Here is a 12,568-nt window from a genome sequence, read left to right as displayed (position 1 = left end):
ACGTCAATGGATTCAATTTTAGTAGTATCAATATAAGAGAGTGCCGGATTCATATGATTCGGACAGGCTGAGGTGATAGTCATGCCGTCGATATCGATTTTAACACGATCATCGGCCATACCATGGATAACCGGCAATGAAGCACTACTTCCCATATTGTAGAGACTTACTCCCGGAATATCGGCAAGAATAGCTGCACTATCTCCCGTCATTTTGGTTGATTTTGAGGTTGCAAGTTTAGTTGTCGCAATATCTGAATTGATTTGATCACTTTCGATGGTGATTTTTTGAATAGTGACAGGTTCTGTTGCAAGTGCAGCAATCGCCGCGAAAGAGAGGAGAGAGATTTTCTTCATACTTCTAATCCTATTTAGGTAAATATGAAGAATTGTAGAAAAAAAGTGTTACATTAGTGTTAAGTCAAATGGAGAAATCTCGTCTAGTATAGGATTTGCTTTTTATGTTACACTACTTCATGAATAAAAAACAGATACTTTTAACGATCATTCTCTTAGTCGCTTCGGGCTACTTTCTTTACTCAGGATTTAGTATCTTATTCCACCCGTAAGGATATGTCTTCGGGGAATTGCATTGTGACGCAATGGAGTGAGCCGTGTTGACGGATCAAAACAGAACAGTCGATAGGGATAATGTCGCGTCCTCGGAATGCTTTTTCGCAGATCGCTATCGCTTCGGCATCATGCGGATCGTTATAGACGGGGAGCAATAGTGCATCGTTGATAATCAAAAAGTTCGCATAGGTAGCAGGAAGACGCTCATTATCATAAAAAGTCGGATTGCACATCGGTAAGGCGATGAGGTTAAACGGCTCCCCGTCGATATCCCGAAATGTTTTTAGCTCTTCTTCCATTTTTTTCAATGCATCGTAATGTTCATCATTTTTATCGTCACATTTGACGTACATGATCGTATCGGTATCGATAAAACGGGCGAGAGTATCGATATGGCTGTCGGTGTCGTCTCCCGCGAGATATCCGTGGTGAAGCCACAAAATCTGCTCTACGCCGAAATGTTTTTTGAGCTCATGTTCCATCCCCTTTTTATCCAGCTTGGGATTGCGGTTAGGGTTTAGCAGACATTCTGCCGTGGTAAGCAATGAACCGTTAGCATTGGTTTCAACCCCTCCCCCCTCTAAAATAAGGTTAACTTTTTCCATCGGTGCACCGTAAACTTTGGCAATAGAAGAGCTTAAAGCATTGTCTCGGGTCGCATCAAATTTTCCGCCCCATCCGGTAAAAGTAAAGTCGAGCAGCAGCGGTTCCTCTTCCTCTTCATCGATGACACTCAGCGCGCTGCAATCGCGCGCCCAGGTATCATCGCTTTGATACGGGATAAAAACAAGATTGTCATGATTTTTAAAATAGCTTTTGACCAGCCCGACATCATCGCATACGATGAGGCAGGGCTGATAGCGGGCAACGGCGGTGGCGATGTTTACAAAACATTCTCTCGCTTCTTCGAGATACGGTGCCCAATCACTCTCAGGATGGGGAAAAATGATCTGAACAAAACTTTGGGGTTCAAATTCGGCGGGAAAATAACGCATTAACTTACCTTAGCATATAATATCAAAATGGGAACAATAAAGCTTAGCCGTGAGGCATTGATTCATAATCTTGACATTATCGCACACCAAGTTGGTGGAAAAGATAAAATTGCGGTTGTTTTAAAAGATAACGCTTACGGCCACGGTGCGGTGATGATTTCACAAGCGGTGTCGGAATACGGCGTGAAGCAAGCCGTAGTTAGGTTGGAGCGCGAAGCGGAAGAGATAGTCAAATATTTTGATAATGTCCTGATATTGGGACAAAGACCGACGCAGGTCCATCCGCAATTCAGTTATGCGCTTAATTCACTCGAAGAGATAGCTCTTTATCCGAGCGGTACACGTGTTGAACTAAAGATCGACACAGGGATGCACCGTAACGGAATTGCTCCGGATCAACTCGAAGAGGCATTTGAGAAAATAGCGCAACGAGGACTGATCTGTATCGGTGTGATGAGCCATTTAAGAGCCGCCGATACGCTGAGCAGCGAGTGGTTTTGGCAGCGCCAAACTTTTGATAATATGAAAAAGAAAGCATCTCTTTTTGCCAAAAAACAAGGGTGGACGCTCCGTTTTCATATCTCAAATTCGGCAGGGACATTTCGTTCAAGCGAGTGCCGTGATGAGATGGTTCGGGTAGGGATTGCGCTGTACGGATGTTTGGAGATGGACAAAACTCTTCCTCAGCCCTCTCTCAAAAGTGTCCTTTCATTGTGGGGCGATAAAATGGTCACACGTACGTTAAAAGCAGGTGAACGTATCGGATACAACGGTATTTATGAAGCCTCAGCCGATGAGAAAGTCAGTACGTACGATCTTGGGTATGCAAACGGATTGGACAGACTCGCTTCTAACCGTTATGTAACGCCTGATGGGATAGCTCTCCGGGGCCGTATCTCGATGGACAGTGCAAGTTTCGCAAGCGACATCGAGCAGTTGATGATTTTTGATAATGCCAACGAGTATGCTAAAGCGGTCGGGACGATCGGCTATGAGATTCTCGCCTGCCTTGATAAAGATTTAAAACGGGAGTGGATTCACTAAGCATTTATCTTAATAATTGCGTCGGAAAAAATTGCCCCGTCCAGCCGAAGTTCGATTAAATCTTCCAACAGGTTTACATTTTCAATATATCCCAATACTTTGGCATCAAACAAGTAGTGTTCCGCTACTTTTTGGATTGCAACAGCGTGTTTGGGAAGAACAATCAAATACGAAGCCCCCAAATTTTCGCCGATAACGGCATCGGTAACCGTTTCGATATGAAGGGCAAATCGGACGCTGTTTTGATGAAGATGCTCAATAATATCGAGGTTTTCAGGGGTAAAAATGAGGGCAACGACAGAATTCGGCGGTGTATGACGTACCGCTTCAACGGAATCAATATGGTAAAACGGGAGGGATGAAACATAAGGATGGCCGAATAACAGCATAATCAGGCCGCCAAACATTCACGACAGCAATAATATTTGCCGTCACGCATCAGGGATTCTTTAACCTGAACGTATGTCCCGCATTGTGCACACGGAATCATTGCTTCATCTTGTGAATTATCCGAAGAGGGTGGAGTAAGAGCCTTTTTTTTGAAAAAAAGGTAGTACACACCGACTAATACACCGGTTAATAATAATAGTTTGAACATAGTTTTATCTCTTTATGAGCAGATAATGGCGATTTTCTGCCTCTATAATAGTGTAATCGAGCGTTTTATTCACTTCATCATACACTTTTTCCCCTTTGTAAAAGAGCAAAAGCGTCCCTTCGGTACAAAACGGTTCGGAGAGTTTGAGGAGCATGTCCGTGTCGGTAACGGCGCGTGAGGTGATGAGGTCATAGGGCTCACTTTTGACTTGTTCAGCTCTGAGCGCTTTGACATCAACATTGCTTAGTCCCAAATCGGCTTTGACAAACTGTAAAAAGCTGGCGCGCTTGCTAAGGGGTTCGACAAGGGTAAAGTGGGTTTGCGGCATTGCAATTGCCAATATCATCCCCGGGAATCCGGCTCCGGTACCGATATCCATCGCTTTTTTGAGCGGAGGGAGAAATGTAATGGGAATCACGGCATCGACGATAAACTGATCGATCTGCTGGCGCGTTTTAGCCCCCGTCAGATTATGGATTTTATTCCATTTTTCAAGCAAAGTTTTGTAGTGCTCGACTTTTTCGAAAAAATCTTCATTTACCGTTACGTTATGATGTGCTAAAAGCTGCTTCAAATGACTCATAGATCGTGCCCCATCTGCTCTTTTTTAACCCGTAAGTACCCTTCGTTATGGGGATTCGGATCGATAATTACCGGAACACGTTCGGTGATTTCGACATTCAATCCCTCTACGACATGAACTTTGGCGGGGTTGTTGGTCAGAAGACGAATTTTTGTAAGTCCGAAATCGGAAAATATTTCACCGATCACATCGTAGGTTCGCTGATCTGGAGCAAATCCGAGTTCGACATTGGCCTCGATCGTATTACGCCCCTGATCTTGGAGACAATAGGCATTGATTTTGTTGAGCAGGCCGATATTGCGCCCCTCTTGGCGGTGATAAATAATCAATCCGCCCTCCTCGGCGATCAATTTGAGTGCTTTGTGTAACTGATTGTTACAGTCGCATTTAATACTGCCGAACGTATCACCGGTAAGACACTCTGAATGTATCCGAACCAATGGCGATTCTTGACGTTCAAAGTTTTCGGTAAAAATGGCTAAATGCTCTTGAATCCCCTCTTTATAGACACGGATTTTAAAATGGCCGTATTTACTGGGAAGATTGGCAATGGATGATTTTTCAAAAAGTGGTGTTATTGTTTTCATTACTGCCATTATAATCGGTGTTTCTAAAAAATGGATTATTAAACTAAGTGGCGATACAATCCAGTCATTATTTTGTTATTGGAGTCACATTTATGGAGCGTTTTCGCCGTACCCGTCTAAATTCCCAACTGCGTGCAATGGTTCGAGAGACCCACGTCGGGGTAAACGATTTTATTTATCCGTTGTTTGTTCGACCTGGGGAAGGGATCAAAACGGAAGTTTCTTCAATGCCGGGTGTGTTCCAGATGTCTCTCGATGAGATTCTAAAAGAGTGTGAACTATTACAAAAGCTTGGGATTCATTCGATTATTTTATTCGGTATCCCTGCAGTAAAAGATTCAGTAGGTTCGGATGCGTTGTGTGATCATGGGATTATTGCAACGGCGATTCGCGCTATCAAACGGGCATTTCCTAAAATGTTTGTCGTGACGGACTTGTGTTTTTGCGAATATACCGACCACGGTCATTGCGGCATACTTGATCATGTTCATGAAACGGTCGATAACGATCTGACGTTGGGGATTTCAGCTCAACAAGCTCTTGTTCATGCTCGCGCCGGTGCCGATATGATCGCTCCATCGGGGATGATGGACGGGATTATTACGACACTGCGCGATGCCCTCGATGGCGGAGGATACGCCAATCTCCCGATTATGAGCTATTCGACCAAATTTGCCAGCGGTTATTACGGGCCGTTTCGTGACGTTGCCGAATCGGTTCCGAGCTTCGGAGACCGTTCGACCTATCAGATGGATCCGGCAAATCGACGTGAAGCCATTCGTGAAAGTCTGGCCGATGAAGCGCAGGGAGCCGATATATTGATGGTGAAACCTGCCCTTGCTTATCTCGATATTATCCGTGATATTCGCGAAGCATCTCAATTGCCGCTTGCAGTCTATAACGTCAGCGGTGAATATGCGATGCTCAAACACGCAGGCGCTGCCGGACTCATTGATTACAATCGTGTGATGATGGAGACAATGGTGGGATTTAAACGTGCCGGTGCCGATATCATTATCAGCTACCACGCTAAAGAAGTAGCAGCACTTCTATCTTGATTTGAACGCCAAAGGAACGCATCCCTTTGGCTATGCTGGCCGCTGTGGCACTGAAGCTTGCCTCAGCTGAGGCAGAATTGTTAATGAATTTTTTTTATGATATGATTGTTTTTTGTATCGAAGGAACACCGTGAGACACTTTTTAACGTTAAAAGATTACACCAAAGAAGAGATCCTTGAGATTCTTGATATTGGTTTAGAGATTAAAAAAGAGGTCAAAGCCAAAGTGCTTAAACCCCGTTTAGCAGGTCAAACTTTGGCAATGATTTTTGAGAAAAGCTCTACCCGTACCCGTGTCAGTTTTGAAGTGGGGATGTATCAACTCGGGGGGCATGCTTTGTTTCTCTCCAACCGCGATATCCATCTCGGGCGCGGTGAGCCGGTAAAAGACACCGCACGTGTTATCTCTTCGATGTGCGATATGGTTATGATTCGTACCTATGAGCAATCAATGCTCGAGGAGTTTGCTCTTCATTCCAAAGTTCCGGTGATCAACGGATTGAGTGACAGTTATCATCCGGTGCAGCTTTTGGCCGATTTTATGACAATGATGGAGTGCGGAAAAGATAAAGATCCGATCGTTGCCTATGTTGGCGATGGCAACAATATGACTCATTCTTGGCTGATGCTCTCCGCTAAACTTGGCTTTGAACTCCGTATTGCGACCCCTAAGGGGTACGAATGCGATCCGGCCATTATTGCGGATGCTATGCGATTTGCTGAAATCAGCGGGGCAAAAATCACGATTAGCAATAATCCAAAAGAGGCTGTAAACGGGGCTAGTGTCGTAACGACCGATACCTGGATCTCCATGGGACAGGAAGAGGAAAAAGCGCAGCGCATTCGGGCATTCGAGGGGTATATCGTTGATGAAGCACTGATGGCGCTCGCGCGTGAAGATGCTATCTTTTTGCATTGTCTGCCGGCATATCGCGGCGTTGAAGTAAGTGAAGGGGTTCTCGAAGGGGCTCAAAGTGTTATTTTCGAAGAGGCGGAGAACCGTCTTCATGCACAAAAAGGGTTAATGGTCTGGTTAGATAAACATCGATAAGGGGTATGCATGCGTTCACTATGGCTGTTGAGTATCGTAAGTTTGGGTCTTTATGGTGCAGTAGCAGTGCAGGTTGGAGACAAATTCAAAGATTCCGGCAAATGCAAAGCCTGTCACAGTCATATTGTAAAACAGTGGGATAATTCTTGGCATGCACGCTCTCATTACGGTAACGATGAATATTTCCAAAAAACGATTGATTATGTTGCCCGTAAAGATAACCGAAAATCGCTCAACACCATCAAAATCGAGTGTGCTACGTGTCACAACCCCCGGATAGCGGTGACGTCGACGAGTGCCGAATACGAAGCCATTGCGGCGTTGAATCTTGATAAAGACTCTGCCGCGACGAAAGCGCTTCAAAGCGACACGATCTCTGAGGGGATCAACTGTGTTGTCTGTCACAATATCGATCAGATACATGATGAGCTTCCTGCCGACAAGAGGGGGATTAATCGTGTCAGCTGGATGAAATCGGGAATTATGACCGGCCCCTATGCCGATGCAAAGTCCCCTTATCACCAAGTAGAGCAGCGGGATTTTATGGATACCAATCCCAATAAGCTCTGTTTTGTTTGCCATGCAAACGATACCTCTGAAGAGGGGCATCGATTTATCGATATGCAATCAGAGTTTAAAAACAGCTCAAAAACGTGTGTCGATTGTCATATGAGTCCTCGTAAAGAGGGGATTGCCGCTACTTTGCGTAATGCAAACGGTCAAACGCGTAAGCGTCTGATTCGGGAGCACGGATTTATCGGCGGTCATGTTGAGAGTATGTGGCAAAATGCCCTCAAAGTCGAAGTGCGAAAAAATGCAAATTCGCTTGATGTGACTTTAGTGAATCCTCAACCGCATGCGCTTCCAAGCGGATTCGGTTCACGTGAAATACTCATTGAAACTCAATATTTAACCGGTGCAAAAGTGATTAAAAACGAGACTTTGTCTCTTACGGCTCATTATCTGAGCAAGCGCGGAAAGCCGACAGTTCCCCATTTAGCGGCAAAAACTGTTCAAAGTTTCTCAATACCGCCTCAAGGGACAAAAGCTTTTTCATCACCGATAGCCGCAGGTTCGACTCAAGCGGTGATAACGGTCTCGTATCGATTGGTGAACGATGAGGTGAGAGAGATACTCGATCTTAAAGATCCGATCTGGTCGAAGAAAATGGTGATTAAACAGGTTAATCTAAAATTCTAAAGGGATTTTTTCCCTTTAGTTCATCTCAACTTTGATGATAAGCTCATTTCCCTCTTCTACGATGGCAAAATTGTGTTTTTGACAAAAAGTTTCGTTCATCTCTTCTGCCCATGCATTGGCTTCGATCATTGCATCATCTTTGTTTTCAAACGTTTTAGTGCTTTCCATGCCGCTTCGTTTGAAACAACCGCACTCTTTTTCCATTTTTACAGTGAACATTATTGACTCCTAATTTTTTTATTATAGTGTACATTTTTGGAAGTATAGTTTTAAAAGATTAAAAAAATCAATTAAAATAGAGACGATTTGAAACTAAAGGTTATCTTTATCTTTTGTTAACGTATAACTATCAGTGTATTTTATAAATTATTCAGCTATAATTCCATTTGAATTTTGGGTACCTTCTAAAGAGATTGACGAATCTTTTTCTAAGGTGCCCTCGCGGATGAGAATCCAAACTTATCCAAAATTTCTCTCCCCCATGAGTGGGCAAGCGTAACTGGTCGGAAATAGGTTTTCCGATGGCGTATATACAAAGGGTCATTAATGAACGTAATCGAAGAAGCAATCACAGACGAAAACTTGGTAACATTTGAATCTTTCGGTCTCAGAAAAGAGATTATGCAAAGTATCAATTATGCCGGTTTCAAAACTCCAAGTCCCATTCAACAAATGGTTATCCCAGTTATTATGGAAGGGCGTGACGTTGTCGGACAAGCTCATACCGGTACGGGTAAAACAGCGGCATTCGGTCTTCCGGCGCTTAACAAAATGCATTTAAAAGGGGGGATTGAAGCCCTCATCATTACACCGACACGCGAACTTGCAAACCAAGTCGGTGATGAAATTTTCAAATACGGTAAACACCTCGGTGTTCGTACCGTAACGATTTACGGCGGATCATCGTATAACCGCCAAATGGATCTTATCGAGCGCGGTGCGCAAGTTATCATCGCTACTCCGGGTCGTTTGCTCGATATGTTGAGCCGCAATATGCTCAAGGGGTTCACCCCATCAACCGTTATTTTGGACGAAGCGGACGAAATGCTCGATATGGGCTTTTTAGATGATATCAATGAGATTTTCACCTATTTGCCGACAGAGCGTCAAACTCTTCTTTTCTCAGCAACGATGCCGGCTCCGATTAAACAGCTTGCTGAGCGTATTTTGGTCAATCCGTTTTTTGCTTCTATTACCAAATCAGAGACAACAAATACGGACATCGCACAGCAGTACTATGTTATCGAAGAATCGGAGCGCGATGATGCAATCATCCGTCTTATGGATTCTGAAGATGCTAAAAAAACGGTTGTATTCTGCCGTACGAAAAAAGAGGTTGACCGTCTCTCTAATGTTCTCTCCGCTGCCGGATATATGGCAAAAGGTTTACACGGGGACATGGAACAACGTCAACGCGAAAGTGTTATCAAAGGGCTTAAAACCGATGCGGTTGACGTATTGATCGCAACGGACGTTGCGGCGCGCGGATTGCACATCGATGACGTTACCCACGTTTTCAACTACCATATCCCGTTTGACCCTGAGAGCTATGTTCACCGTATCGGACGTACAGGACGTGCGGGTAAAAAAGGGGTTGCAATTACCCTTGTAACGCCTATGGAATTTAAAGAACTTCAACGTATCCGTGCCAAAGTCGGTACAACGATGGAACACGCTTATATTCCAAGTAAATTGGATGTTAAAGAGGCTCAGGTAACCCGTTTGGTACGTGAAATCGAAAAGCAGCATGTTTACGATGAAGCGCATAAAGTACTTGATTTGTTGAAACAAGATTACGATCAAGAACAAATTGCTTATAAATTGATCTCTGTATTGATGGAACGCAATACGGTTGCGGGACCGAATAATATCGGTATTGCCGCTGAGCGTTTGGAGAAAATCCTAAGCAATTTGGCAAGTCGTGGTGATCGCGGCGGACAACGCAGCGGCGGGTTTAATCGTAATCGCAGTGGCGGAAACCGCAGCGGTGGAGGCGGATACCGAGGCAACAACGATCGTAATGCCGGAGGCGGAGAGCGCAGTGGCAGCGGTGAGCGTAGCGGCGGTGGAGAACGTGGCGGCAGTAACGACCGTGGTGAACGTTCACGCAGTTTCAGCGGACAAAAACCAAAACCTCGTTATTAATTCAAACGAGAGATTAACTCTCGTTTAACCTTCTCTAAAAACGGCTCCATCGGAGCTGTCAATATAAATCCCTCTTTTTGTTTCATTCCCCACATCGGTTCCGGAAAATAGCTGTCATTTTCAAATCGTGCCATAACATGCCAGTGGACTCTCGGTAACATATTACCAAATGATGCAATATTGATTTTAGTCGGGTTGAAATATGCTAGCATCTCTTTTTCGATAATATCGAGCGCTTCCCATATCATTCTTTTTTCATTGTTAGAACAGTGCGAGAACTCTTTATGATGTTCTTGGGTAAAGATTTTAAGCCAGGGGATTTCACTTTCGTGGATTTCGATATAAATAAGAGGGTTGGAATAAATCATGAACGACCTTTAAAAAAAGTCGTTAATTGTAGCGAAAGAGGGGCTTTATTTACCTTTTCCGGCGAAAGGAACCAATGCGCTTCCCCACGTCAAACCGCCGCCGAAGGCATCGAGAAGCATCAAATCACCCTCTTGCAATCGTCCCGACTCATAGATGTCGTTGATCGCCATAGGTATGGAAGCTCCGGACGTATTACCATACTTCTCTACCGTTAAAACAACTTGTTCATCTTTTAACTCAAGAGCATCACCAACCGCTTTGATAATCCGATAGTTGGCTTGATGAGGAACGAAGTGGGTAATAGCAGATGAGGCAATATTATTTTGTTCTAAAATTTCAATAACATCATTGGTGAGAGTACGAACCGCTACTTTAAAGGTTTCATTCCCTTTCATGCGCATGAAGCATCCTGCCGCTTCTCGGTCAAGTTCATCATGGGCTGAGCCGCTTCCGCCGTTTGGAGTCATCAATAAGTCGGCATAGGCGCCGTCAGAACCGGTATGGATATCGATGATAGCTTCCGATTTATTATCCGTTGCGCTGATAAGTGCGGCACCGGCACCGTCACCGAAGAGGATACAGGTTCCTCGGTCGGTATAGTCGGTGATGGTACTCAGACGTTCAGCCCCGACGATCAGAATATTTTTTTTCATACCCGATTCGATAAACGCTTTGGCTACGCTCAGTGCGTAGACAAAGCCTGTACATGCTGCAGATACGTCGAAGGCGGTGATTTTCTCAAGGCCGAGTTTGGTAGCAATAATGGTTGCGGTGGAGGGCATACAGAAATAATCGGGAGAGATGGTGGCACATATAAGCATATCGATTTGGCTTTTATCGATTCCGGAGCGTTCAATGGCTTTTTCAGCGGCTTTGACACCCATATCGCTGGTAGTTTCATTTTCCGCGGCTATATGACGTTCTTTGATCCCGGTCCGTTTGGTGATCCACTCATCGCTGGTATCAACCATCACTTCTAACTCGGCATTGGTAAGGATTTTAGAGGGAACATAAGCTCCGATGGAACGAAACGCAGCGTACATAGTTAGGCCTTTATAAGGGATCGACGTTTATTGTTTAAGCTCTTCGAGACGCTTTTCAATATGTTCATTTACACCGGTGTTAACGTAGCGAATGGCTTGAAAAATCGCGTTTTTGATCGCTTTTGGATTACTTTTACCGTGACTGACGATCGCACACCCTTTGATACCGACCAAAGGGGCACCGCCGATTTCAGCGTAATCGATTTGTTTTTTGAGTAGACGGAATACTTTTCGCATAAGCAATGCACCCGTGATGGCTATCGGTGATTTACGAATATACTCTTTGATAAAGAAACTGATGGTTGAAGCAACCCCCTCAGAAGCTTTGAGGACAAGATTTCCGATAAATCCGTCACACACGATAACATCACAACTGCCGTCGAAAATGTTATTCCCCTCAACGTTACCGATAAACCCTTTTTGCCCGTCGAGCAATTTGAAGGCCTCTTTGGTAACTTCATTCCCTTTGGAATCTTCTTCACCGTTAGCGAGCAAGCCGACACGAGGAGAGCTTAGCTTATACATATCCTGAGCATAGTAGTATCCCATGATCCCAAATTGGAAAAGGTGTTCTGCTTTGCAGTCAACGTTGGCACCCGCATCCATCAATATACTGCGCTTACCGCTTTTGGTCGGCATGGAGGTTACCAAAGCAGGACGAAGGACATTTTTAAGACGTCCCAACCGCAGGGTAGCCAAAGTCATGGTCGCACCGCTGTGGCCTGCACTGACAACGCCGTCGGCTTCACCGTTACGGACGAGTTCTATTGCTTTATAGATTGAGCTCTCTTGACGCTTAAGGGCGTCGGTAGCGGCATCACCCATATCGATGACATCGTCTGCTTCGACAATTAAAATCTTATCTTTATAGCCCTTGGGTAATAAAGATAAGATCTCATCTTTTTTACCAACTAGAATTGGTTGAAACTTCATTTCTTTCAGAGCTTCAAGTGTCCCTTTAACAATCGGTTCGGGACCGAAGTCCCCGCCCATTGCATCAATTGCAATTCTAATCATCGATTATTTATACTCACCGGTTGTCGGGTTGACATAGTGAGACAATTTGTACGTGCCGTCTTTATCTTTTACGGGACGCGCTAGAGAAATTTTATAGTGAGTTCTGCGTTTTGCGGCGCGAGAATGACTCACTCTTCTTTTAGGTACTGCCATCTTTTATAGTCCTTTCTTGTTTAGTTTAAACACCGAGGGAATACATCCCCTCGGTTACGCTAACGCTGAGTTTCCCTCGGCGGGATACCCGGCGCACTTGCGAAAATTAGAATTCTCGATCTAACGAGGTTCCTTCGCAGTTTTTGCAACAAA

16 protein-coding genes are annotated in these 12,568 nt (G+C 44.5%); 5 read left to right on the top strand and 11 right to left on the bottom strand.

Annotated elements, in window-relative coordinates; all coding sequences use genetic code 11:
• On the bottom strand, positions 1-356 hold a 356-nt coding region (locus tag Q0C19_RS07230; RefSeq protein WP_295054512.1), incomplete at its 3' end, for a TonB-dependent receptor plug domain-containing protein.
• 197 nt (positions 357-553) lie between these two features.
• Entirely contained in the window at positions 554-1,567 is a 1,014-nt protein-coding gene (locus Q0C19_RS07225; RefSeq protein WP_295054509.1) for an agmatine/peptidylarginine deiminase, read from the bottom strand.
• A gap of 27 nt (positions 1,568-1,594) precedes the next feature.
• On the opposite strand from Q0C19_RS07225, the gene Q0C19_RS07220 reads away from it, so the two are divergent.
• Positions 1,595-2,611: an alanine racemase gene (locus Q0C19_RS07220; RefSeq protein WP_295054507.1), complete on the top strand. Its 1,017-nt coding sequence runs from the start codon at positions 1,595-1,597 to the stop codon at positions 2,609-2,611.
• Here the strand turns inward: Q0C19_RS07220 and Q0C19_RS07215 are convergent.
• Genes Q0C19_RS07215 through ribA form a run of 4 tightly spaced genes read right to left on the bottom strand, consistent with a single transcriptional unit; the run spans position 2,608 to position 4,379 of the window.
• A complete protein-coding gene (locus Q0C19_RS07215) occupies positions 2,608-3,018 on the bottom strand; it encodes a hypothetical protein (RefSeq protein ID WP_295054504.1) in 411 nt (136 codons plus the stop codon). The genes Q0C19_RS07220 and Q0C19_RS07215 overlap by 4 nt on opposite strands.
• Entirely contained in the window at positions 3,003-3,209 is a 207-nt protein-coding gene (locus Q0C19_RS07210) for a PP0621 family protein (RefSeq protein ID WP_295054502.1), read from the bottom strand. Before Q0C19_RS07210 ends, Q0C19_RS07215 begins: the two co-directional genes overlap by 16 nt.
• Positions 3,210-3,213: 4 nt before the next feature.
• Positions 3,214-3,792: a 16S rRNA (guanine(527)-N(7))-methyltransferase RsmG gene (gene rsmG / locus Q0C19_RS07205; protein WP_295054499.1), complete on the bottom strand. Its 579-nt coding sequence runs from the start codon at positions 3,790-3,792 to the stop codon at positions 3,214-3,216.
• A complete protein-coding gene (gene ribA, locus Q0C19_RS07200; RefSeq protein WP_295054495.1) occupies positions 3,789-4,379 on the bottom strand; it encodes a GTP cyclohydrolase II in 591 nt (196 codons plus the stop codon). The genes rsmG and ribA overlap by 4 nt, the downstream gene beginning before the upstream one ends.
• A gap of 92 nt (positions 4,380-4,471) precedes the next feature.
• On the opposite strand from ribA, the gene hemB reads away from it, so the two are divergent.
• From hemB to Q0C19_RS07185, 3 genes are all read left to right on the top strand, one after another.
• Positions 4,472-5,437 carry a porphobilinogen synthase gene (gene hemB / locus Q0C19_RS07195; RefSeq protein WP_295054493.1) on the top strand — a complete coding sequence of 322 codons (966 nt, stop codon included), beginning with the start codon at positions 4,472-4,474 and terminating at the stop codon, positions 5,435-5,437.
• Between the two features lie 130 nt (positions 5,438-5,567).
• The gene (gene argF, locus Q0C19_RS07190) at positions 5,568-6,488 is read left to right on the top strand and encodes an ornithine carbamoyltransferase (protein ID WP_295054489.1); all 921 of its coding nucleotides are present in this window, start codon (positions 5,568-5,570) and stop codon (positions 6,486-6,488) included.
• A 9-nt stretch (positions 6,489-6,497) separates the two neighbouring features.
• Complete coding sequence (locus tag Q0C19_RS07185) at positions 6,498-7,688, top strand: multiheme c-type cytochrome (protein WP_295054486.1); 1,191 nt, start codon at positions 6,498-6,500, stop codon at positions 7,686-7,688.
• Between the two features lie 15 nt (positions 7,689-7,703).
• Here the strand turns inward: Q0C19_RS07185 and Q0C19_RS07180 are convergent, their stop codons facing one another.
• A complete protein-coding gene (locus Q0C19_RS07180) occupies positions 7,704-7,907 on the bottom strand; it encodes a hypothetical protein (RefSeq protein WP_295054483.1) in 204 nt (67 codons plus the stop codon).
• A 327-nt stretch (positions 7,908-8,234) separates the two neighbouring features.
• Between Q0C19_RS07180 and Q0C19_RS07175 the strand changes: the two genes are divergently transcribed.
• Positions 8,235-9,833: a DEAD/DEAH box helicase gene (locus Q0C19_RS07175; protein ID WP_295054480.1), complete on the top strand. Its 1,599-nt coding sequence runs from the start codon at positions 8,235-8,237 to the stop codon at positions 9,831-9,833.
• On the opposite strand, the gene Q0C19_RS07170 is transcribed toward Q0C19_RS07175, so the two are convergent.
• From Q0C19_RS07170 to rpmF, 4 genes are read right to left on the bottom strand one after another with little or no spacing between them, the layout of a single operon-like run.
• Positions 9,830-10,201: an HIT domain-containing protein gene (locus Q0C19_RS07170; RefSeq protein ID WP_295054477.1), complete on the bottom strand. Its 372-nt coding sequence runs from the start codon at positions 10,199-10,201 to the stop codon at positions 9,830-9,832. The genes Q0C19_RS07175 and Q0C19_RS07170 overlap by 4 nt on opposite strands.
• A gap of 45 nt (positions 10,202-10,246) precedes the next feature.
• Positions 10,247-11,245: a beta-ketoacyl-ACP synthase III gene (locus tag Q0C19_RS07165; RefSeq protein WP_295054474.1), complete on the bottom strand. Its 999-nt coding sequence runs from the start codon at positions 11,243-11,245 to the stop codon at positions 10,247-10,249.
• Positions 11,246-11,272: 27 nt separating this feature from the next.
• Positions 11,273-12,262: a phosphate acyltransferase PlsX gene (gene plsX, locus Q0C19_RS07160; protein ID WP_295054471.1), complete on the bottom strand. Its 990-nt coding sequence runs from the start codon at positions 12,260-12,262 to the stop codon at positions 11,273-11,275.
• Positions 12,263-12,265: 3 nt separating this feature from the next.
• A complete protein-coding gene (rpmF, locus tag Q0C19_RS07155; RefSeq protein WP_013461018.1) occupies positions 12,266-12,415 on the bottom strand; it encodes a 50S ribosomal protein L32 in 150 nt (49 codons plus the stop codon).
• Positions 12,416-12,568 lie beyond the last annotated feature (153 nt).

The organism is Sulfuricurvum sp. (genome assembly GCF_023250475.1).
Lineage (GTDB): Bacteria > Campylobacterota > Campylobacteria > Campylobacterales > Sulfurimonadaceae > Sulfuricurvum.
This window is presented reverse-complemented; position numbering and strand designations above follow the sequence as displayed.

Bases quoted from the DNA above. Each gene is read 5' to 3' on its own strand.
- Q0C19_RS07225 (WP_295054509.1), bottom strand. From the start codon at position 1,567: ATGCGTTATTTTCCCGCCGAATTTGAACCCCAAAGTTTTGTTCAGATC.
- Q0C19_RS07220 (WP_295054507.1), top strand. From the start codon at position 1,595: ATGGGAACAATAAAGCTTAGCCGTGAGGCATTGATTCATAATCTTGAC.
- Q0C19_RS07215 (WP_295054504.1), bottom strand. From the start codon at position 3,018: ATGTTTGGCGGCCTGATTATGCTGTTATTCGGCCATCCTTATGTTTCA.
- Q0C19_RS07210 (WP_295054502.1), bottom strand. From the start codon at position 3,209: ATGTTCAAACTATTATTATTAACCGGTGTATTAGTCGGTGTGTACTAC.
- rsmG (WP_295054499.1), bottom strand. From the start codon at position 3,792: ATGAGTCATTTGAAGCAGCTTTTAGCACATCATAACGTAACGGTAAAT.
- ribA (WP_295054495.1), bottom strand. From the start codon at position 4,379: ATGAAAACAATAACACCACTTTTTGAAAAATCATCCATTGCCAATCTT.
- hemB (WP_295054493.1), top strand. From the start codon at position 4,472: ATGGAGCGTTTTCGCCGTACCCGTCTAAATTCCCAACTGCGTGCAATG.
- Q0C19_RS07185 (WP_295054486.1), top strand. From the start codon at position 6,498: ATGCGTTCACTATGGCTGTTGAGTATCGTAAGTTTGGGTCTTTATGGT.
- Q0C19_RS07180 (WP_295054483.1), bottom strand. From the start codon at position 7,907: ATGTTCACTGTAAAAATGGAAAAAGAGTGCGGTTGTTTCAAACGAAGC.
- Q0C19_RS07175 (WP_295054480.1), top strand. From the start codon at position 8,235: ATGAACGTAATCGAAGAAGCAATCACAGACGAAAACTTGGTAACATTT.
- Q0C19_RS07170 (WP_295054477.1), bottom strand. From the start codon at position 10,201: ATGATTTATTCCAACCCTCTTATTTATATCGAAATCCACGAAAGTGAA.
- Q0C19_RS07165 (WP_295054474.1), bottom strand. From the start codon at position 11,245: ATGTACGCTGCGTTTCGTTCCATCGGAGCTTATGTTCCCTCTAAAATC.
- plsX (WP_295054471.1), bottom strand. From the start codon at position 12,262: ATGATTAGAATTGCAATTGATGCAATGGGCGGGGACTTCGGTCCCGAA.
- rpmF (WP_013461018.1), bottom strand. From the start codon at position 12,415: ATGGCAGTACCTAAAAGAAGAGTGAGTCATTCTCGCGCCGCAAAACGC.